The sequence below is a fragment of the Sphingomonas sp. Leaf33 genome (genome assembly GCF_001421785.1).
In the GTDB taxonomy this organism is placed as follows: domain Bacteria; phylum Pseudomonadota; class Alphaproteobacteria; order Sphingomonadales; family Sphingomonadaceae; genus Sphingomonas.
In genome coordinates this window covers 1,866,762-1,886,278 of the sequence record NZ_LMLB01000001.1, presented here as the reverse complement: position 1 = coordinate 1,886,278, position 19,517 = coordinate 1,866,762, and the positions used below count along the sequence as shown (strand labels likewise).

Genomic DNA, 19,517 nt, shown 5'->3' with positions numbered 1-19,517 from the left:
CGCGCAGACGGGTACCTTGGGCCGCCAGCGAGGTCCTTGCCGGCTCTGCGCTCCCGCCTGCGCGGAAGCACGGCGACTGTATCCTGCCGATCAGTGCATCAACCGCAACGATCGATGCCCGATTGGGATTGGCCTCGACCGCACCGGACTGGCAGGCAAGGTCGACATCGAACCGGCCCGGAAACCGAGGCCCGGACATTTGAGGAGGGGAGGGCACATGGCCATCTTTACGCGCAGGCACCGCATCGCGCTCGCAGTCACCACCGCGACGCTCAGCCTTGTGCTCGCCGAGGCGGCGCACGCGCAGGCCGCGCCCGAAACCAACGTCGAAAAGGATGCGCGCGCGCCCGGCAACCAGCAATCGACCGACGCCCCTCCTGCGTCAGCGACAGTGGCAGCGGACGAGACGGCTGCGAACGAAGTCGTCGTAACCGGCTTCCGCGAGAGCCTGAACACCGCGCTCAACATCAAGCGCAATCAGACCGCGACGGTCGATGCGATCAAGGCGGAGGACATCGCCGAGTTCCCCGATCTCAACCTGGCAGAATCGCTCCAGCGCATCCCCGGCGTCGCGATCAGCCGGGTGAACGGCGAGGGCCGCAACATTTCCGTCCGCGGTCTCGGGCCGGAATATACGCGCGTCCGCATCAACGGCATGGAGGCGATCGGCACGACCGGCGGCACCGACAATTCGGGCGGCGTCAACCGCGGCCGCGGGTTCGACTTCAACATCTTTTCCTCCGACCTGTTCAACAGCCTGGCTGTCCGCAAGACCGCGACCGCCGATGTCGAGGAAGGTTCGCTGGGCGCGACGGTCGACCTCCAGACCTCGCGTCCGTTCGATTACAAGAAGCCGACCGCGGTCCTGTCGGCGCAAGTCAGCTACAACGACCTCGCGCGCAAACCCACGCCGCGGCTGTCGGGGCTAGTGACCGCCAGCAGCAAGGACGGGCGGTTCGGTGTGCTGCTGTCGATGGCCTACGAAGAACGCAAGCTGTACGAGGAAGGCGCCAACATCACGCGCTGGACGTACGGCGGCTTCAACGGCGGGTTCAATCCGGCCTCGACGCTCGCGGGCTACACCGTTGCACAGATCAACTACGGCGCCAGCGCGACCCAGACCGACTATGCCGGACAGGCGCTGTTCCATCCGCGCATTCCGGGGCTCGTCAACTACACCATCGACCAGCAGCGGCTGGGCGCGGCGGGCTCCATCCAGTTCCAGCCGACCAGCGCCACGCTGATCTCGATCGACGGGCTGTATTCGCGGCTCGATGGAAGCCGTGCGGAATCGCAGTTGCAGGCGATCAGCTTCAGCCGGTCGGGCACCGGCAAGCCGCAGACGATCATCCGGTCGGGTACGGTCGACGGCGACCGCAACATCGTCTCCGGCGTATTCGACCAGGTCGACGTCCGCTCGCAGAGCCGCTTCGACATCCTGCGAACCGATTTCTACCAGGGCACGATCAACCTCGATCAGAAGTTCGGTGAGCGGCTGAAGTTCGTCGGGACCGCAGGCTATGCCAAGTCGGCGTTCAGCAACCCGATCCAGACCACGGTGACGATCGACGCGGTCAATTCGAACAACTTCGTCTACGACTTCTCGACGCGTTTCCCGCTGATCAAGCCCGGCTTCGACGTCACGAACGTGGCCAACTACACGTTCGCCAACGGCACGTCCGAAGTTCGCGTGCGACCGCAGACGGTCGATAACAGCTTCAAGACGGCGAAGGGCTATCTGGAATTCGAGGTGATCCCGGCGATCAAGCTGAAGGGCGGGCTCGACTGGCGGGAATTCAACTATGCGTCGACCGAAGGCCGCCGCAACGCGGGCGAGACGGTCGTCCAGACGCTGACCGGCACGCAACTCGCCGCAGCCACCAAGCTGTATTCGGGCTTCGGTCGCGGGCTCGACCTGCCGGCCGGTACGCCGACCGCGTGGGTCGTCCCCGATCTCGCCGCGTTCGAAACGCTGTACGGCATCTACACCAATCCGCTCTACGCAGTCGGGCGCCTGGATAATGCGACCGCGCGCGGGTCGTTCATCACGGTGCGCGAGCGCGATACCGGCGCCTGGGCGATGACCGAATTCAACCTGCGCGACATGGGCCTGCCGATCCGCGGCGATGCCGGCCTGCGCTATGTGAAGACCGACCAGCTGTCGACCGGCTATGCCGGGCAGGGCACGTCGATCAGCCAGGTGGTGGCCGAGCGCAACTACGACCGCTGGCTGCCGTCGGGCAACATCGTCGCCGACCTGACCGACACGCTGCTGGTCCGCTTCGGCGCCGCCAAGACGCTGGCGCGCGCCGGCATCGCGTCGCTGACGCCGGGCGGCAATCTGAACATCTCGGGGTCGAACCGCGGTTTCAGCTCGGGCAATCCGGACCTGAAGCCGACTGAATCGACCAATCTCGACCTGTCGGTCGAATGGTATCCGACGCGCGGCGCGGTGTACGCCGTATCCGGGTTCCAGAAGGATATCACGACCTTCGTTCAGACGCTGAGCGTCAACGTCCCGTTCGCCGACCTGGGTCTGCCCGCATCGCTGCTTGCCGGCAGTGCTGCGTCAGCCAACGACGTGTTCACGGTGACGCAGCCGGTCAATTCTTCGGGCGGCAAGCTGCGCGGGTTCGAAGTGAACATCCAGCAGCCCTTCACGTTTCTGGGCGGAATCTTCCGCAACTTCGGCGTGCTAGCGAACTATACGCACGTGTCGTCGAACATCCGCTACCTGCTGTCGGCGACGAGCAGCGCGACCGTCACGCAGCCGCTGGTCGGCCTGTCGAAGCACGCCGCCAACGGGACGCTCTATTACGAGGACAAGAAATTCTCGATCCGCGGGTCGGTCGCCTATCGCTCGAAATACCTGACCGCAGTGCCGGGAACCGAAGGCAACAGCTACAACGGCACGAACAGCACGCTGAACGTCGATGCGCAGGCGTCGTACAGCATCACCGACCAGCTGAAGATCAGCCTGGAGGCGATCAACCTGACCGATCAGAAGAACGACCAGTATGTCGACGTCACCAATCGCCTGAACGTGCTGACGCACAGCGGCCGGCAGTACACGCTCGGCGCCCGCTTCGCCTTCTGATCCCGGCCACGGGCGGTGCTGCCGGTCAGCGCCGCCCGCGCTTCAGCGATGTGGCGACCAGCGGGGTCACCTTTGCCACGATCGCATCGATCCCGCGCGGGTTGGGATGGATGCGATCGGGCAGCATCAACGCGGGGTCGGTGACGACCCCGTCGAGGAAGAAGGGGTAGAGCGGGGCGCCATAGGTCTTCGCCAGATCGCGATAGATCGCATTGAAGGCGTCGGCGTACGTCCGCCCCATGTTTGGCGCGGCGATCATACCCGTCAGCAGGATGGGAATACCGCGGCGCTGAAGCTCGGCGCAGATCGCGGTCAGGTTGGCGCGCGTTTCCGCCGGGTCGATACCGCGCAGCATGTCGTTGCCGCCCAGATTGACCATCACCAGATCAGGTGTGCGCGGCAGGCCGTCGAGCGTAAAGGCCAGCCGGTGGCGGCCGGCCGCTGTCGTGTCGCCCGAGACGCCGGCATTACGCACCGTCGCGGCGATCCCGCGATCGGCCAGCGCCCGCTCCAACTGCGCCGGGAAGCTCTGCTGCGGCAGCACGCCGTAGCCCGCGTACAGGCTGTCGCCGAACGCCACCACAAGCCTGCCATCGACGACCGGAATGGCGGGTGCCGGCGACGGCGTCCCTTGCGTCGCAGCGGTATTCTGCTGAGCAGCATCGGGCGAACATCCGCCCAGCCCTTGGAGGAGCAGCAACGCGCCCGCATATGGGGCAAGCCTATTGGACAAGGACGTCGTCTCCACTCATGTCGAACCCAGTGCCGCGCGATATCGCAATCCGCGCCCGGAATGTCACGCTGACGCTGGGAACGCGCGCGGCCCCGACGACGATCCTGAAGGGGATCGACCTCGACATCGTCGCCGGCACCAGCGTCGCGATCCTCGGTCCCTCGGGATCGGGCAAGTCGTCGCTGATGGCGATCCTTTCAGGGCTGGAGCGCGCGACGGCGGGCGAGGTGCACGTGGCGGGCGTCAACTACGCCGACCTTGACGAGGATGGACTGGCGAAGGCGCGGCGCGGGCGGGTCGGGATCGTGCTCCAGGCGTTCCACCTGTTGCCGACGATGACCGCGCTGGAAAATGTCGCGGTGCCGCTGGAGCTGGCCGGCGCAGACGATGCGTTCGCGCGGGCGGCGGACGAGTTGAAAGCGGTCGGGCTCGGTCACCGGACGACGCACTATCCGGTGCAGCTGTCGGGCGGCGAGCAGCAGCGGGTCGCTATCGCCCGCGCCGTTGCCGGAGCCCCGAGCATCCTGTTCGCCGACGAACCGACCGGCAACCTTGACGGGGCGACCAGCGGCACGATTGTCGACCTGCTGTTCGAGCGGCGACAGGCGGCGGGGGCGACCCTGGTTATCATCACCCACGATCCTGCGCTTGCCGCCCGTTGCGACCGCGTGCTGACGATGCGCGACGGGCTGATCGTGTCAGACAGCGCGGCATGAGCGTGGCAACGGACGATCGACGGCTCGACTGGCGGACAAGCTGGCGGATCGCCCGGCGTGATCTTCACGCCGGCTTTCGGGGCCTGCGCCTGCTGGTCGTGTGCCTGTTCCTGGGCGTGGCGACGCTGGCGGCGATCGGCAGCCTGACCGCGTCGATCACCACCGAGCTGGCCTCGCGCGGGCAGGGGCTGCTGGGCGGCGATGTCGAGATCGCGATGACCCAGCGGCAGGCGTCACCGGCCGAGCACGCGGCGTTTGCCCGAGCGGGCCAGGTCAGCGACACGATCCGCACGCGGGCGATGGCGCGGCGGACGGTGCCAGCGGTGGGCACGCCGGATGCGGTCTTGACCGAACTGAAGGGCGTCGATCCGCGCTACCCGCTGTACGGCACGCTGACGCTTGCCGGACAGCCCTATCGTCCGCTGGCGCCGGATGCGGTGCTGGTCGGGCGCGCGCTGGCCGATCGCCTGTTGCTGAAGGTCGGCGACGGCCTGCGCTACGGCGACGCGGATTTCCGGGTCGCCGGTGTCATCGCCGACGAGCCCGACCGGGTCGGCGAAGGCTTCACGCTCGGCCCCGTCGCGATCGTATCGCTCGACGGGATGCGGCGGACCGGACTGCTTCAGCCGGGTGCGCTGTACGAGAGCAAATACCGCATCCGACTGGCCCCGGACGCCGCGCCCAAGGCCGTCATCGACCGGCTGAAGGCGCAGTTCCCGAGCGCCGGGTGGGAGTACAAGGATCGCGACCGCGCCGCGCCGGGGGCCACGCGCTTTTTCGAGCGGATGGGGCAATTCCTGTCGCTGATCGGCCTCGCCGCGCTGGTCATCGCCGGGATCGGCGTCAGCAACGGCGTGGCGTCCTATCTGGGGCAGAAGCGCGCGGGAATCGCGACGCTCAAGATTCTTGGTGCGGCATCGGGCGACATCGCGCGCATCTACCTGTTGCAGCTCGCGGCGGCTGCCGGCGTGGCGGTAGCGGCAGGGCTGGTCGTCGGTGCGCTGCTGCCGCTTGTCTTCATCGCGCTCGCCGGTGACCTATTGCCGGTCGCGCCTGGCCTCGGGCTCTACCCCATTCCGCTGTCGAGCAGCGCGGCCTACGGCGTGCTGATCGCGCTGGCCTTTGCCCTACCGCCGCTGGCGCGCGCGCGGACGCATCCGGCGGCGGCGCAATTGCGCAGCGGCGTCGAAGACGCCCGGCGGATCGACCGGCGGACGCTGGCGGGCGTCGCAGTCGCCGGCCTCGCGATCGTTGCGCTGGCGCTGGGCACGGCGCGGGAGCCTATCTTCGCCGCCGCCGTGCTGGGCGCGGTCGCGGCGGTGCTGCTGGTCCTGCTGCTGCTCGGCACGCTGATCCGCCGGATCGCCGCACGCCTGCCGCGACCGCGGCGCCCGCTGTTCCGGCTGGCGCTCGCTAACCTGCACCGCCCCGGCGCGCAGACCGTCGCACTGGTCATCGCGCTGGGGCTCGCCCTTACTTTGTTCGTCGCGCTGGCCGGGATCCAGACGAGCCTGACGCGCGAGATCCGCCGCGTGGTGCCCGAACGCGCACCCAACCAGTTCGTGCTCGACATCCCGGCCGAGGAACGCGCGCGCTTCGTGTCGGTCGTGCGCGGGGCGGCTCCCGAGGCCAGGCTGAACATCGTACCCTCGCTGCGCGGGACGATCACCGCGTATGGCACGCAGCGGGTTGCCGATCTGGCGACGCTGCCCGAGGGCGCGTGGTTTCTGCGCGGCGAGCGCGGCGTGACCTATGCCGCCACCCTGCCACCGGGCAGCACGCTGGTCGTAGGCGCGTGGTGGCCGCGCGACTATGCCGGCCCGCCGCTCGTGTCGCTCGACCGCGACGCCGCGCGTGTGCTGGGGGTCGGGGTGGGCGATACGCTGACCGTCAGCATCCTCGGTCGCGAGATCACCGCGCGCATCGCGTCGCTGCGGCAGGTCAACTGGGACACGATGGGGTTCAACTATGTGCTGGTGTTCTCGCCGGTGACGCTGGCCAGCGCGCCGCACAGCCTGACCTCGACGATCGATATCGATGCGCGCCACGAAGGCGCAGTGTCGCGCGCGCTGCTCGCCGCCTTCCCCTCGGCATCGATCATCGCGGTCGGCGACGTTCTGGGGCAGGTGACGACGATCCTCGACCAGATGGCGACCGCGATCCTGATCGCAGCGTCAGTCGCGATCCTGGCGGGAATCGCGGTACTGATCGGCGCGATCGCCGCGGCGCGTGAGGCACGGATCTACGACAGCGTCATCCTGAAGACATTGGGCGCGACGCGGCGACAGATCCTTGCGGCACAGGCGATCGAGTACGCGGCGCTGGCGTCGATCCTCGCCGCGCTCGCACTGGGGCTCGGCACGCTGGCGGCGTGGTACGTCATCACCGGCGTGTTCGATTTCCGCTGGTCGCCCGACTGGTGGGTGGTGCTGACGACGCTGGGGGTGGGGGCAGTGACGACGCTGGGGATCGGCCTCGTCAGCGCGCTGCCCGTCCTGTCCGCGGCACCGGCACAGGCGCTACGACGGCTCTAGCCAAGCGCGCGTTCGCCGTGCTGGAGGATGGCGGGAATGACGAGATCCTCCTCATCGGCCAGATGCGCCAGCAGAAGGGCGACGAACGCCTCGATCTGCGGGGCGTAGCCATCCGCCGCGCGGGTGGCATCCGGCCCAGCCAGTGCCTGTAGCAACGTTCGCGCTTGCGTGACCGTCGCGACCAGCTGTTCATGGATCAACGCGTGATCGGCCTCCAGCAGGTCGAAGCCGATGACCAGCCGCGGGTCGAGCTGGCGGAACTTCGGGAAGTACGCGTGATCCTCGATCCGGTGATGCTGGTCGAGATGCTGGAGGAAACGATTGAGCCTGGTCGCAAAGCGTTGCTGGAAGTCGGCCGGGTCCAGTGTTCTCGCGCGGAACGCATTCACGGTCCAGCAGACCGCATCGCCCTCCTGCCGCAGGCTGGCGTGCACGTGCAGCCAGAAATCGGCGAGCGCCCCGAAGTTTGCATGGGTGCGCCAGCCGGTCTTCGGGAACGCGGCGCGCAAGGGGGCGATGTGGTCGGGCAAGCCGCGACGCCGGCCCAGAATCAGCGCGTCGAGATCACGCATCCGCGGGTCAGCCGCCGATTCGGGCGAGGAGCGTGTCCTCTGCCACGATCTCGATCGCGGCGCCGGCGCGTTGCAGGTCTTCGGCGCGACGATAGCTTTCATGGGCATGGACGAAGCGGCCGAATGGCTGGGCGTTGCTGATGACCAGCATGGTCGACGTCGTGCCGACCGACGCGACGATCCGCGCGCCGTGTCCTGCCAGATGTCGGGCGAGCGAGCCGTCCTTTGCCGAGCCGAGGATCGCGATCCGCTGGCCCTTCAGCGGACCGACCGCGGCGGGCTTCGGCGCGGTACGCCCGCGGTTGGTGGTGGGGGACAGCCAGCCGGCGAGGTCGATTCCCGTGTGCGTCGTCGCGCGTGCGACGATTAGGCCGGCGACGCGGGCATCGCTCAGTGCGTCGTGATGCTTGTGGCGCAGCTTCAGGAACTTCGCGAGGACGTTCAGCCGATGGCTGGGCAGTTCGGGCCACGCGCGCTTGGCGACGCGCACGCTGTCGAGCCATGTCGCCTCGATCGGGGGCAGGTCGTGCGCGCGGCACGCGGCGGCCAGCGCGCCCTTGTCGAACATCGAATGCGCGACGGTCACCCGACCCGATAGGTAACCGCTGACGGCGGCGTGGACATCGGCAAAGGTAGGCTTGCCCGCGACATGGTCGCACGTGATGCCGTGAATGCGCGTGTTGAACGACGAGAATTCGTCGCACGGATCGACCAGCGTTTCGTAGGCGAAGACCTCCACCCCGTCCCGAAAGCCGACGATGCCGATCTGGCAGATACTGCTGACGCGCGAACAGGCGGTTTCGACGTCGATCACGACGAAATCGACCGCTTCGGTCACGCTCATGCCGTCACCACCCCGGCGCGCGCCGGTTCTGCCGGTCGATCGACATCAGGATGCCGATGCAGATCATCACCGTCATCTGCGCCGAACTGCCGAAGCTGATGAACGGCAGGGGGATGCCAACGACCGGGGCCAAACCCATCACCATCATCAGGTTGATCGCGACATAGAAGAAGATCGTGGTGGCGAGGCCCGCCGCGGTCAACCGTTCGAACCGTCCCTCCGCCCGCACGCCGACCATCACGCCCCAGCGGATCAGCAGCATGAATGCGATGATGATCGCGAAGCCGCCGATCAGGCCCCATTCCTCGGCCATCGTGGCGAACGCGAAGTCGGTATGACCCTCGGGCAGATAATCGAGGTGGCTCTGGCTGCCTTGCAGGAAGCCCTTGCCGGTCAGGCCGCCCGACCCGATCGCGATCTTCGACTGGCTGATGTGATAGCCCGTGCCGAGCGGATCGCTTTCGGGATCGAGGAAGATCAGGATGCGGTTGCGCTGATAGTCGTGGAGGACATACGTGATGGCGAGCGGCACGCCCGCCGCGAACGCCGCGGCGCCTGTTACGAAAAGCCGGAGCGGTACGCCCGCCAGGAACATGACGGTCACCCCGCCGAACGCGATCATCGAGCCGGTGCCGAGGTCGGGTTGCGCCATGACCAGCAGAAACGGAAGGCCGAGCAGCAGCCCGGCCGGGACCAGCGGGCCATAGCGGCGGACCTCGGCCGGGGGCAGCATGTCGTAGAACTTGGCCATCGCCAGCACGATCATGACCTTCATCAGCTCGGACGGCTGCAACCGGATGATGCCGAGGTCGAGCCATCGCTGGCTGCCGCCCTTCACCGCGCCGAGCAGCTCGACGAGGATCAGCAGGACCAGCAGGACGACATAGCCCGGCAGCGCGAGCGCGGACCAGACCTTGGGTGATACGCGCGAGATGACGATCGCCACGCACAGGAAGGCGCAGAAGAGCGTCGCCTGCTTCAGCGCCCAGGGCGACAGGCTGCCCCCGGCGGCCGAGAACAGCACGACCCAGCCGAACCCGCCGATCGCCAGCACGAGGAAGATGATCTTCCACGGCAATTGCGCAAGCGGAGCGGGGACCAGGCCGGAGACGGGCGCGCGGATCATTGCGTGTTCCCCAGCGGCTGCGGGCCCGGCGCATCGTCCTCCAGCGGCAGCTCGGCCGTTCGGCCCTCTGCGATCCCGCTGGTCGGCGTGGTCGCATTGGATTCGGCGACGGCGGCCTCGACCACGTTGCTGGCGGCCGATTCGACGTCGGCCGGCGGGGCGGCGACCGGAGTTTGCGCGGCTTCGAACGCGGCACGCTGCGCGGCCATGCGCATACGGATGTCACCGCCCCAGGTCGGCTCGACCTCTTCCAGCGCCTGGACCGCACGTTTCTTGTCGAACAGGTATGTCATGATATCGCGACCGGTCAGCGGCGTATCGAGATTGCGGACGGTATGGCCGTTGTGTTCAAGCACGACAGCCGCAGCATAGCGCGGATTGTCCGCCGGCGCGAAACAGATGAAGTGGGCGTGGTCGCGCAGCTTGAAGGGCAGCTGGCCGTTCGACAGCACGCCCGAGCGCCGCTCGGCCATGGTGATGCGGCGGACCTGCGCGGTACCGGTCTTCGCCGCCAGCGCAACGCCCGGCACGGTCAGCCGAGACGCCCCGCCGGTGCCGCCGCCGTTGACCACCGCCCACATTGCCTCGCGCACCATCGCCAGATGCTCGGGCTTGTAGGGCAGCGCCGCCGCATTGCGGCTGTCGCGCCCGGCCAGCAGGTGCGGCTGGATCATCCGGCCCGAGGCAAGCCGCGCGGCCATCACCGCCATCTGGAGCGGATTGGCCAGCACATAACCTTGGCCGATCGAGGCGTTGAGCGAATCCGCGACCGTCCAGCCGGTCTTGTACTTCTTCTGCTTCCACGCGCTGTCGGGCACGGTACCGTAACGCTGGCTGGGATAGGGCAGGTCGAACTTCTGACCCAGTCCGACCGCGCGCGCGACCGGCGCGATGCGGTCGTATCCCAGGCGGCGGATCATCTCGTAGAAATAGATGTCGCAGCTCTGCGCGATCGCCCCCTTCAGGTCCAGAGGGCCGTGGCCACGACGCTTGTGGCAATGGAACACGCCATTGCCGACGCGCAGCGCGCCCGAACAGAATACGCGCTCGCCGGGACTGACCCCGGCGTCGAGCAGCGCCAGGCCGTTCATCGGCTTCACGGTCGATCCCGGGGGATACAGGCCCTGAAGCACCTTGTTCATCAGCGGAACATGGTCGTCGTCCGACAGCATCTTCCATTCGTTGTGGCTGATACCGTCGGAGAAGCTGTTCGGGTCGTAGGCGGGCATCGACACCATCGCCAGCATCTCGCCGGTCTGGCAATCGAACACGACGCAGCTTCCCGAGTTGGTCCCCAGCCGCCGCGCGGCGTATTCCTGGAGCCCTGAATCGATATTCAGCCGGATCGTCTGGCCCGGCACGTCGGGGCGGGTTGCCAGTTCGCGGACCAGCTTGCCGCGCGCGGTGACTTCGATGCGCTTGGCGCCGGGCTGGCCGCGAAGGCGGGGCTCCAGGCTCTTTTCCAGTCCGTCCTTGCCGAGCTTGAACCCCGGCGTGACGAGCAACGGGTCGCGGGTTTCGCGATACTGTTCCGCAGTCGCCGCACCGACATAGCCGGTCAGGTGCGCGACGGCGGCACCGAGCGGATAGTTGCGCGAGAAACCCCGCGAGGGCGCGACGCCGGACAATTCGGGCAGGCGGACGCTGATCGCGGCGAACCGGTCCCAGTCCAGGTTCTCGGCCACCTGCACCGGCTGGAACCCGACCGCACGCTTCAATTCGGCATCGATCCGGGCGCGTTCGTCGGGATCGAGCGCCAGGATGTGCTGGACGATACCGAGGACGCGATCCTTGTCGTTGTCGTGCATCCGGTCGGGGATGATGTCGACGCGGAAGTCGGTACGATTGTTGGCGATGGCGTGCCCGTGGCGATCGACGATCCACCCGCGCCGCGGCGGGACCAGGGTGGTGTTTACCCGGTTGCTTTCGCTCAGCAGCGAATAGCGTTCATTCTCCGCCACCGCGAGCCAGGTCATGCGCCCGGCCAGCAGCACGCCGACGCCGATCTGCAGCCCCGACACGACCATCGCGCGCCGGGTGAAGGTCATCGCCTGGACCGCGTCGCTGGCGATGGCGAAGGGGTTGCCGATCCTCACCGCGGCTGCTGCCCGCGAGCATCGACCCAGCCGCACAGCGCCGCCGCCAGCGGATACAGTGCGATCGCGATCGCGATCTGGATGATCAGCACGGTATCGACATGGGCCCCAAGCGACGTGCCGGCAAGCCGTGCGCCGACCAGGAAGCCGGTAAGGGCCCCCGCCGCGATCAACCAATCCTGCCAGAAGGTGCGCCACACCAAGCGGTGGTCGACGACATCGATCGCCAGAAGGATGAGCGTCCAAAGCGACATCGCGCTGCCCAGCGGGTGGCCGCTCAGCAGATCATCCCACAGCCCCAGCGGTGCGCCCGCCCAGACCGGCAGGATGTCGGGGCTGCGCTGGCGCCAGGCGACCAGCAGCAACAGCCCGAGCGGCGGCAGATACGGCACGACCGCGACGACAGGCACGATCGGCAGCAGCGATCCGGCCATCACGACGGCGGCGGCGATCAGCGACCTCTGCCGTGCGCTGACCGGCTCGCCGAACTTCGACGGCCGCGGCGGCCTCACTTGCCGGGGTCCGGCGCAGGGGGCGGGGGCAGGGGCGGAAGGAACGCCTTCTGCACGACTGCGAAGTCCAGCGCGTCGGGATCGGCCAGCGGCCGGCCGACCGCGGAGTCGCGAGCCTGGGCATCGACGCGCGCGACCGGGATATTGGGCGGATAGATGCCGCCCGTGCCCGACGTCACGAAGACGTCGCCGGCCTGGAACGGCGCATTGACCGACGCGGCCGAGCGGATGTCGAGGAAGCCGTCGCCACGCCCGGCAGCGATCGCGGGGAAGCCGTCGCGCGTGCGGCGCACCGGGACGATGCTCTCGGGATCCGTGACCAGCAGGACGCGCGCCGCGTTCAGCCCGGTTTCCAGAACACGGCCGATCAGCCCTTCCGGCCCGCGGACAGGCTGGCCCGGCTCGACGCCCTGGAACCGGCCGGCGTTCAGCGTCGCGAAGCGCCGTGTGCTCGACCCGCTGGAATTGACCAGCCGTGCGGTGACGACCGGCGCCGGATCGACGTCGCGGACGCGCAGCAGCGCGCGCAAGCGGGCGTTCTCCCGATTGATCATCCGCGCGCGCTGCACGATCGCGCGCTCAGCCTCGAGCTGCTGGCGCAGCGCGCGGATCTTGTCGGCGCCGCCGAAATAGTCGGTCAGGCCGCCCGGCACGGTCGCCGCCCGGCGCAGACCATGCAACCCGCTGGAAATGGGCGTCGTCAGTTCCGCCACGCCCGATCGCAGCGCGGCAAAGGCGGGCGGATTGAAAAAGGACAGCACGACGAGGACGATGCCGAGCAGGAACCCGATCGCCGCCGCGACATAGCCGATAAAGACCCCGTACTGCGCGCGCCGCGAAAAGCCGGTGCGTCTGGCAATCGGCGGCGCCATCCGTCCGCGCCCTTCTGACTAGAGGATCAGACCTGGATCAGGACGCCGCGGAACTGCTCGTCCTCCAGCGCGCGGCCGGTGCCGAGTGCGACGCAGGTCAGCGGATCCTCGGCGACCGTCACCGGCAGGCCGGTTTCGTCGCGCAGCACTTCGTCGATGCCCTGGAGCAAAGCGCCACCACCGGTGAGCACGATGCCCTGGTCGACGATATCGGCGGCAAGCTCCGGCGCGGTGTTTTCCAGCGCGATGCGGACGCCCTCAACGATCGTGCCGACGGGTTCGCTCAGCGCCTCGGCGATCTGGCCTTGGTTGATCTGGATTTCCTTGGGCACGCCGTTGACCAGGTCGCGGCCCTTGATGTGCAGCGTCATGCCGATGCCGTCGACCGGCGGCTTGGCGATGCCGACTTCCTGCTTGATCCGCTCGGCAGTGGCTTCGCCGATCAGCAGGTTGTGGTTGCGACGGACATAGCTGACGATCGCTTCGTCCATCTTGTCGCCGCCGACGCGCACACTGGTCGAATAGGCGAGACCACGCAACGACAGCACCGCGACTTCGGTCGTGCCGCCGCCGATGTCGACGACCATGCTGCCGACCGGCTCGGTCACGGGCATGCCTGCGCCGATCGCGGCGGCCATCGGCTCCTCGATCAGGAAGACTTGGCTGGCGCCCGCGTTCGACGCGGCGTCGCGGATCGCGCGGCGCTCGACACTGGTCGACCCCGACGGCACGCAAATGACGATCTGCGGCCAGCGCATCATCGACTTGCGGCCGCCATGCACCTTGCGGATGAAGTGCTTGATCATTTCCTCCGCGACATCGATGTCGGCGATGACACCGTCGCGAAGCGGGCGGATCGCCTCGATCGTGCCGGGCGTCTTGCCCATCATCAGCTTGGCGTCGTCACCGACCGCCCGCACCTTCTTGATACCGTTCAGGGTCTCGATCGCGACGACCGACGGCTCGTTCAGCACGACGCCGCGCCCCCGGACGTATACGACGGTGTTCGCCGTCCCCAAGTCGATCGCCATGTCATGCGACATGAATTTGAAGAAACGCGAAAACATCATCGAATTAGATTCCGTCCCATGCCGGGCGTCGCCCATGCCCGGCGATTCGCACATAAGAACGTCCCCATCCTGGCGAGCCGGGGGTCCGGCTCCGGCTGTTCGGATACGGGTCGCGGGATGGCGTCGCTTGGGCTAGAGCGTCCCCCATGTCAATACGCCGTCTCCCAAGCCACCTCGTCAACCGGATCGCTGCCGGAGAAGTGGTGGAACGCCCTGCTGCCGCGTTGAAAGAACTGGTGGAGAACGCGATCGATGCCGGCGCCACCCGGATCGCGGTGAAACTGGGCGGCGGCGGGACCGATCTGATCGAAGTCACTGACGACGGCTGCGGCATGACGCCCGCCGACATGGCCCTGGCGCTCGAACGCCACGCGACATCCAAGCTGCCTGACGAGGATATCGAAGGCGTGCGGACGCTGGGGTTTCGGGGCGAGGCGCTGCCCTCGATCGCCAGTGTCGCGCGCCTGACGCTGGAAAGCCGGGTGCGCGGGGCGGATGGCTGGATGCGGCTGGTCGACAACGGCGCGGTGGAACACGAAGCGCCGGCAGCCCTGCCCCCCGGCACGCGCGTCCGGGTCGAGGGATTGTTCGCCCGCGTGCCTGCCCGCCGCAAGTTCCTGCGATCGGCCCGCGCCGAATATGCCGCCTGCCTTGAGATCGTACGGCGTCTCGCCATGGCACGCCCAGGGATCGGCTTTTCGGTCGAACATGACGGCCGCCGGACGCTGTCGGTCCAGCCGGACGAGGATCGCCCGGCCCGCGTCGCCGCGCTGACCGACCGTGATCTGGCGGCGAACAGCGTCGGCATCGATTTCGAGCGTGAAGGGCTGCGGCTGGGCGGCGTCGCCGGCCTGCCGACCTTTCATCGCGGCATCGCCGACCACCAGTATCTGTTCGTCAACGGGCGGCCGGTGAAGGACCGCCTGCTGATCGGCGCGATCCGCGGCGCCTATGCCGAGATGATGCCGCGCGACCGTCATGCGGTGGTGGCGCTGTTTCTCGACGTGCCGGCGGACGTGGTCGATGTGAACGTGCATCCGGCTAAGACCGAAGTGCGGTTTCGTGACCCGGCACTGGTACGCGGCCTGATCGTCAGCGGCCTGCGGCGCGCGCTGGACGAGGCAGGGCATCGCGCGGTCCAGCGGCCGAGTGTCGGGGCTTTGGGGGCTTGGCAGTCCGAGCCGGCGACGCCTGGCGATCCGCCGGTGTGGGGCGCCGCCGATCTGCTCGACCGGACATTCGCGTCGTCGGGCAGTGCGGTCAACGACCGCCGCCCGACCTTCGCCATGCCGCCGCCGATGGCCCGTGCAGAGCCTGCCTACGCCCCGCCGCCGGAGACGATCCAGTACCCGCTCGGCGTCGCCCGCGGCCAGGTCGCGAAGACCTACATCGTCGCGGAAGCCGAGGACGGCCTGGTCATCGTCGACCAGCATGCGGCCCACGAGCGCCTCGTGCTCGAACGGATGCGCCGCGCCATGGCAGGTGGCGGGGTCGCGTCGCAGGCCTTGTTGTTGCCCGAGGTGGTCGAACTCGACGAACCGGCCTGCGACCGCCTGGAGGCTCGCGCGGGCGAGCTCGCCGACTTCGGGCTCGACCTCGACCGCTTCGGCCCGCGGGCGATGCTGGTGCGCGCAACCCCGGCGCTGCTCGGCAGCGGCGATGTGTCCGGCCTCGTCACCGACCTCGCCGACGAACTCGCCGCCTATGACGAGGCGCTGTCCCTGCGCGAACGCCTGGACCACGTCGCCGCAACCATGGCCTGCCACGGCTCGGTGCGGGCGGGGCGCGTGCTGTCGGTCGCGGAAATGAACGCGCTGCTCCGTGAAATGGAAGTCACCCCGCATTCGGGCCAGTGCAACCACGGGCGCCCGACCTGGGTGAAACTGGCGCACGGCGACATCGAGAAATTGTTCGGACGGAAGTGATGATCAAGACAGTGGAAGACCTTGCCATCCAGCGCGAGGCGGGGCGGTTGCTGGCGCAGGTGTTCGAGATGCTCGACGGGATCGAGCTGGCGGGCGAGACGACGCTCGCGGTCAACGACCTGGTCGAGCGCTACATCGTTGAGGAGCTACACGCGCGACCCGCGAGCAAGGGGCAATACGGCTTCGCCTTCGTCCTCAACAGCTCGATCAACCACGTCGTCTGCCACGGCGTGCCGAGTCAGGACGACATCCTGCACGACGGCGATATCGTCAATCTGGACATCACGCTGGAGAAGGGCGGCCTCATCGCTGATTCGAGCAAGACGTACATGGTCGGCACCGTCTCGCCGTCCGCGCGGCGGCTGGTAACGGTCGCGCAGGAAGCGATGTGGCGGGGGATCGGGGCCGTCCGCCCCGGCGCCCGCCTGGGCGACATCGGCGCCGCGATCGAGAAGCACGCCAGGAGGAACGGCTATTCCGTCGTCCGCGACTTCTGCGGCCACGGCATCGGCCGCGAGATGCACGAGGCGCCGGATGTGCTGCACTATGGCCGGGCCGGCACCGGGCAGGGGTTGCGCGAAGGCATGGTCTTCACGATCGAGCCGATGATCAACCAGGGAACGCACAGGGTGTCGACCGAGGACGACGGCTGGACCGTGGTGACCGACGACGGACGGCTGTCGGCGCAGTTCGAGCACACCGTCGCCGTGACACGCGACGGCGTCGAGGTCCTCACGCTGCGCAGCGACGAGCGCCGTCCAGGCTGACATGCCGGCCAATTGTGCCTAAACGAGATCAAGACCGCGTTCATCTTGCGGAAACCTTTTCTCTCCGCCGCGCATTTCACGACAAAATCTCGATTGGTCGTGCAAATGAAACAGATCGTCCCCGTTGTCCTCGCCCTGATCCCGCTGGTTGCCGTCATCGGCGCCTGTGTCACCTGTCCGTGATCGTTCAGCCGGCGGCCTGATCGGCCAGATACGCGATGTTGGTGCGGCGAACGCGGGCGGCCGCTTCATCATAGAGGAACGGGAGCGTTGCATAGCGCCGGCCACGGATCATCGGCGTGGCTTCGTGAAGTAGCGAACAGGAAAAGACGACCGCACCCCCTTTGGGCGCACGATAGGTACGTTCGCCGAACTCGGGAAAGCGCAGGTCGCCGCCGTCATATGTGTCGTTGAGGTTGATCGTGACCGCGAACCTGCGGTGGGCGGTGCCCTTCGTCGTATTGTCGCGATGGGCATTGAAGAAACCGCCCTCGTCGGCATCATAGGCCGCGACGATGTACCGCTCGATCCGCGTCGCCGCGAACTGGAAGGTGCGTTGGATCGCTGGTGCGAGGCGCGTGCGAAGGCGGATCGCAAGAGCATCGCGCAGGCGCGGATCGTCGATATCGGCATCGCGGCGGCGCTTGAACGTGGGATCGGAAATCAGCGTCGTCTTGCCATCGACTTCGCGCATGAAGCCGGATTCGGTACCGCCCTGACGATCATAGACATCGATCAGCGCGGCGCAGACATCCTCTTCCAGGATGTCCGGCACCGTCAGGACCGGCGCCCAGTCCTGCGCAGGCCGGCCTGACAGCCTGTCGAGCGCAGCGAACACATCCGCCGCCGCGTCGATCGAGATCCGCGCAAAGACCTGGAGCGTACGGTCGAGCACCAGGATGTGCGGCTGGTACCTGTCGCTCCCGGGCAGCGCGGCGCCGTACAGCGTGCTGATCGTGCGGTCATAGTCGAGGAAGTGGCGGATGCCGGGCATCCGCTGCGCGATCCGTCGGTCGGCCACGTCCGCCGGATCGCACGTCACGCCGAACAGGCGAGCGCCGATGTCGTCGAACCGCTCGTGTCGAGCAAGCAAGGTCGCCAGCGCCTGCGCGACGATCGGTATGGCGGCGCTGCCCATGAAGAACAGCACGACCGGCACGCCGGCGGCGGCGCCGAACGACCAGTCGGGGCGACCGTCAAGTATCGGGGCCTTGAAGAAGGGAGCGAAATCGCCGCGGTCGAGCAGGCGGGCGGGGAGCGTCGAAACCGTCATCACAGCCATGACTATCGCGCGCCGTGCCCAAACGAAAGGAGCCGCCCGTATCGCTACGGGCGGCTCCTCGCATTTCGGCTCGGGTCGGAGTGGATCAGCCCTGCTGGGCGTCGCCCTCATCCGACTGCACGTCGGCAGTCGCGCCCGGCTCGGCGTTGGGATCGTAATCCTCGGTGAAGCCGGCTTCGTCCTTTTCGAACATCGCCGACATCACGTCGACGCCCGATGCCTGCATCTCGGCTTCTTCCGGCGAACGTGCGACGTTGACCTTGACGGTCACCGCCACTTCCGGGTGCAGCGCGACGCGGACTTCCGACAGGCCGATCGCCTTGATCGGACGGTCGAGCACGACCTGGCTCTTGGTCACCTTGTGACCATCGGCTTCCAGCGCCTCGACGATGTCGCGCACCGCGACCGAGCCGTACAGCTGGCCAGTGTTCGACGCCTGACGGATCAGGGTGACCGTGGTGTCCTTGAAGCTCGCCGCTTCCTTCTCGGCATCACCGCGACGGTTGGCGTTGTCCGATTCGATCCGCGCACGGTTCGATTCGAACACCTTCTTGTTGGCTTCGTTGGCGCGCAGCGCCTTCTTGCGCGGCAGCAGGAAGTTGCGGGCGAACCCGTCCTTGACCTTCACCACGTCGCCGATGGCGCCGAGCTTCTCGACGCGCTCAAGCAGAATGACGTCCATGACTGCTATTCCCTCACTTCACGATGTAGGGCAGCAGGCCCAGGTGACGCGCACGCTTGATCGCGGTCGCGAGCTCGCGCTGCTTCTTTGCGCTCACGCTAGTGATACGCGACGGGACGATCTTGCCACGCTCGGACACGAAGCCCTGGAGCAGACGGACGTCCTTGTAGTCGATCCGGGGCGCGTCCTTCGCGGAGAACGGGCAGCTCTTGCGGCGGCGGAAAAATGCACGAGCCATTATGCGGCCTCCTCTTGAGCGTCACGACGGGGACCACGATCACCGCGGTCGCCGCGGTCGGGGCGGTCACCGCCACGCTCGCCGCGCTCGGAACGACGCTCACGGTCGCGCTCCTGCTTGCGCATCATCACGGTCGGACCCGCTTCATGCTCTTCGACCTTCACGGTCATGTAGCGGATGATGTCTTCGTTGATGCCGGCCTGACGCTCCAGCTCGGCGACGGTGTCACCGGGGGCATCGATTTCGAGCATAACGTAATGTGCCTTGCGGTTCTTGGCGATCCGGTAGGCGAGGCTGCGAAGACCCCAGGTCTCGGTCTTGACGACCTTGCCACCCTTGTCTTCGACGATCTTGGTCGCGGCTTCCGCCAGCGCGTCCACTTGCGCCTGCGCCAGATCCTGGCGCGCAAGGAACGTATGCTCGTAAAGAGCCATGCGTCTTTCTCACTGTT

Annotated in this window: 17 protein-coding genes; 5 read left to right on the top strand and 12 right to left on the bottom strand. The window is 67.6% G+C overall.

Annotated features, from left to right (window positions below):
• Positions 1-217: 217 nt before the first annotated feature.
• Positions 218-3,097: a TonB-dependent receptor gene (locus tag ASE86_RS09310; RefSeq protein WP_056425036.1), complete on the top strand. Its 2,880-nt coding sequence runs from the start codon at positions 218-220 to the stop codon at positions 3,095-3,097.
• 25 nt (positions 3,098-3,122) lie between these two features.
• On the opposite strand, the gene ASE86_RS09305 is transcribed toward ASE86_RS09310, so the two are convergent.
• Positions 3,123-3,797, bottom strand: a complete 675-nt coding sequence (locus ASE86_RS09305) for an arylesterase (protein WP_235524027.1) — start codon at positions 3,795-3,797, stop codon at positions 3,123-3,125.
• Positions 3,798-3,847: 50 nt separating this feature from the next.
• Here ASE86_RS09305 and ASE86_RS09300 point away from each other — a divergent pair, with 50 nt between their 5' ends.
• Together ASE86_RS09300 and ASE86_RS09295 are read left to right on the top strand one after the other, a co-directional pair.
• Positions 3,848-4,546, top strand: a complete 699-nt coding sequence (locus ASE86_RS09300) for an ABC transporter ATP-binding protein (protein ID WP_056425034.1) — start codon at positions 3,848-3,850, stop codon at positions 4,544-4,546.
• Positions 4,543-7,080 (top strand): ABC transporter permease, encoded by a 2,538-nt coding sequence (locus tag ASE86_RS09295; protein ID WP_056425031.1) that lies wholly within the window; start codon positions 4,543-4,545, stop codon positions 7,078-7,080. Before ASE86_RS09300 ends, ASE86_RS09295 begins: the two co-directional genes overlap by 4 nt.
• On the opposite strand, the gene ASE86_RS09290 is transcribed toward ASE86_RS09295, so the two are convergent.
• The 7 genes from ASE86_RS09290 to ASE86_RS09260 are packed head-to-tail and all read right to left on the bottom strand — an operon-like array spanning position 7,077 to position 14,172.
• Complete coding sequence (locus ASE86_RS09290) at positions 7,077-7,652, bottom strand: hemerythrin domain-containing protein (protein WP_056425027.1); 576 nt, start codon at positions 7,650-7,652, stop codon at positions 7,077-7,079. The two genes, ASE86_RS09295 and ASE86_RS09290, sit on opposite strands and share 4 nt — an antisense overlap.
• A 7-nt stretch (positions 7,653-7,659) precedes the next feature.
• Entirely contained in the window at positions 7,660-8,496 is an 837-nt protein-coding gene (locus ASE86_RS09285; protein ID WP_056425023.1) for a 3'-5' exonuclease, read from the bottom strand.
• A 4-nt stretch (positions 8,497-8,500) separates the two neighbouring features.
• Complete coding sequence (gene rodA, locus ASE86_RS09280) at positions 8,501-9,622, bottom strand: rod shape-determining protein RodA (RefSeq protein WP_056425020.1); 1,122 nt, start codon at positions 9,620-9,622, stop codon at positions 8,501-8,503.
• Positions 9,619-11,670: a penicillin-binding protein 2 gene (mrdA, locus tag ASE86_RS09275; protein ID WP_056426935.1), complete on the bottom strand. Its 2,052-nt coding sequence runs from the start codon at positions 11,668-11,670 to the stop codon at positions 9,619-9,621. The genes rodA and mrdA overlap by 4 nt, the downstream gene beginning before the upstream one ends.
• Before the next feature lie 44 nt (positions 11,671-11,714).
• The gene (locus ASE86_RS09270) at positions 11,715-12,230 is read right to left on the bottom strand and encodes a hypothetical protein (protein ID WP_056425018.1); all 516 of its coding nucleotides are present in this window, start codon (positions 12,228-12,230) and stop codon (positions 11,715-11,717) included.
• Positions 12,227-13,102, bottom strand: a complete 876-nt coding sequence (mreC, locus tag ASE86_RS09265; RefSeq protein ID WP_056425015.1) for a rod shape-determining protein MreC — start codon at positions 13,100-13,102, stop codon at positions 12,227-12,229. The genes ASE86_RS09270 and mreC overlap by 4 nt, the downstream gene beginning before the upstream one ends.
• A 26-nt stretch (positions 13,103-13,128) precedes the next feature.
• Positions 13,129-14,172 carry a rod shape-determining protein gene (locus ASE86_RS09260; protein WP_056426932.1) on the bottom strand — a complete coding sequence of 348 codons (1,044 nt, stop codon included), beginning with the start codon at positions 14,170-14,172 and terminating at the stop codon, positions 13,129-13,131.
• A gap of 146 nt (positions 14,173-14,318) precedes the next feature.
• Here ASE86_RS09260 and mutL point away from each other — a divergent pair, with 146 nt between their 5' ends.
• Positions 14,319-16,097 carry a DNA mismatch repair endonuclease MutL gene (gene mutL, locus ASE86_RS09255; RefSeq protein ID WP_056425013.1) on the top strand — a complete coding sequence of 593 codons (1,779 nt, stop codon included), beginning with the start codon at positions 14,319-14,321 and terminating at the stop codon, positions 16,095-16,097.
• Complete coding sequence (gene map, locus ASE86_RS09250) at positions 16,097-16,864, top strand: type I methionyl aminopeptidase (RefSeq protein ID WP_056425011.1); 768 nt, start codon at positions 16,097-16,099, stop codon at positions 16,862-16,864. The genes mutL and map overlap by 1 nt, the downstream gene beginning before the upstream one ends.
• Before the next feature lie 187 nt (positions 16,865-17,051).
• Here map and ASE86_RS09245 read toward each other — a convergent pair whose 3' ends face one another.
• The 4 genes from ASE86_RS09245 to rpsF all read right to left on the bottom strand — a co-directional run bounded on the left by ASE86_RS09245 (position 17,052) and on the right by rpsF (position 19,500).
• A complete protein-coding gene (locus ASE86_RS09245) occupies positions 17,052-18,137 on the bottom strand; it encodes a 2OG-Fe(II) oxygenase (RefSeq protein ID WP_056426925.1) in 1,086 nt (361 codons plus the stop codon).
• Between the two features lie 94 nt (positions 18,138-18,231).
• A complete protein-coding gene (gene rplI, locus ASE86_RS09240) occupies positions 18,232-18,828 on the bottom strand; it encodes a 50S ribosomal protein L9 (RefSeq protein ID WP_056425008.1) in 597 nt (198 codons plus the stop codon).
• Between the two features lie 13 nt (positions 18,829-18,841).
• On the bottom strand, positions 18,842-19,066 hold the full coding sequence (gene rpsR, locus ASE86_RS09235) for a 30S ribosomal protein S18 (RefSeq protein ID WP_056425007.1): 225 nt from the start codon (positions 19,064-19,066) through the stop codon (positions 18,842-18,844).
• Entirely contained in the window at positions 19,066-19,500 is a 435-nt protein-coding gene (gene rpsF / locus ASE86_RS09230) for a 30S ribosomal protein S6 (protein WP_056425004.1), read from the bottom strand. Before rpsF ends, rpsR begins: the two co-directional genes overlap by 1 nt.
• Positions 19,501-19,517 lie beyond the last annotated feature (17 nt).

Excerpts from the sequence above, each read along its gene's own strand:
- ASE86_RS09310 (WP_056425036.1), top strand. The coding sequence starts at position 218 with ATGGCCATCTTTACGCGCAGGCACCGCATCGCGCTCGCAGTCACCACC.
- ASE86_RS09300 (WP_056425034.1), top strand. The coding sequence starts at position 3,848 with ATGTCGAACCCAGTGCCGCGCGATATCGCAATCCGCGCCCGGAATGTC.
- ASE86_RS09295 (WP_056425031.1), top strand. The coding sequence starts at position 4,543 with ATGAGCGTGGCAACGGACGATCGACGGCTCGACTGGCGGACAAGCTGG.
- ASE86_RS09290 (WP_056425027.1), bottom strand. The coding sequence starts at position 7,652 with ATGCGTGATCTCGACGCGCTGATTCTGGGCCGGCGTCGCGGCTTGCCC.
- ASE86_RS09285 (WP_056425023.1), bottom strand. The coding sequence starts at position 8,496 with ATGAGCGTGACCGAAGCGGTCGATTTCGTCGTGATCGACGTCGAAACC.
- rodA (WP_056425020.1), bottom strand. The coding sequence starts at position 9,622 with ATGATCCGCGCGCCCGTCTCCGGCCTGGTCCCCGCTCCGCTTGCGCAA.
- mrdA (WP_056426935.1), bottom strand. The coding sequence starts at position 11,670 with ATGACCTTCACCCGGCGCGCGATGGTCGTGTCGGGGCTGCAGATCGGC.
- mreC (WP_056425015.1), bottom strand. The coding sequence starts at position 13,102 with ATGGCGCCGCCGATTGCCAGACGCACCGGCTTTTCGCGGCGCGCGCAG.
- ASE86_RS09260 (WP_056426932.1), bottom strand. The coding sequence starts at position 14,172 with ATGATGTTTTCGCGTTTCTTCAAATTCATGTCGCATGACATGGCGATC.
- mutL (WP_056425013.1), top strand. The coding sequence starts at position 14,319 with ATGTCAATACGCCGTCTCCCAAGCCACCTCGTCAACCGGATCGCTGCC.
- map (WP_056425011.1), top strand. The coding sequence starts at position 16,097 with ATGATCAAGACAGTGGAAGACCTTGCCATCCAGCGCGAGGCGGGGCGG.
- ASE86_RS09245 (WP_056426925.1), bottom strand. The coding sequence starts at position 18,137 with ATGACGGTTTCGACGCTCCCCGCCCGCCTGCTCGACCGCGGCGATTTC.
- rplI (WP_056425008.1), bottom strand. The coding sequence starts at position 18,828 with ATGGACGTCATTCTGCTTGAGCGCGTCGAGAAGCTCGGCGCCATCGGC.
- rpsR (WP_056425007.1), bottom strand. The coding sequence starts at position 19,066 with ATGGCTCGTGCATTTTTCCGCCGCCGCAAGAGCTGCCCGTTCTCCGCG.
- rpsF (WP_056425004.1), bottom strand. The coding sequence starts at position 19,500 with ATGGCTCTTTACGAGCATACGTTCCTTGCGCGCCAGGATCTGGCGCAG.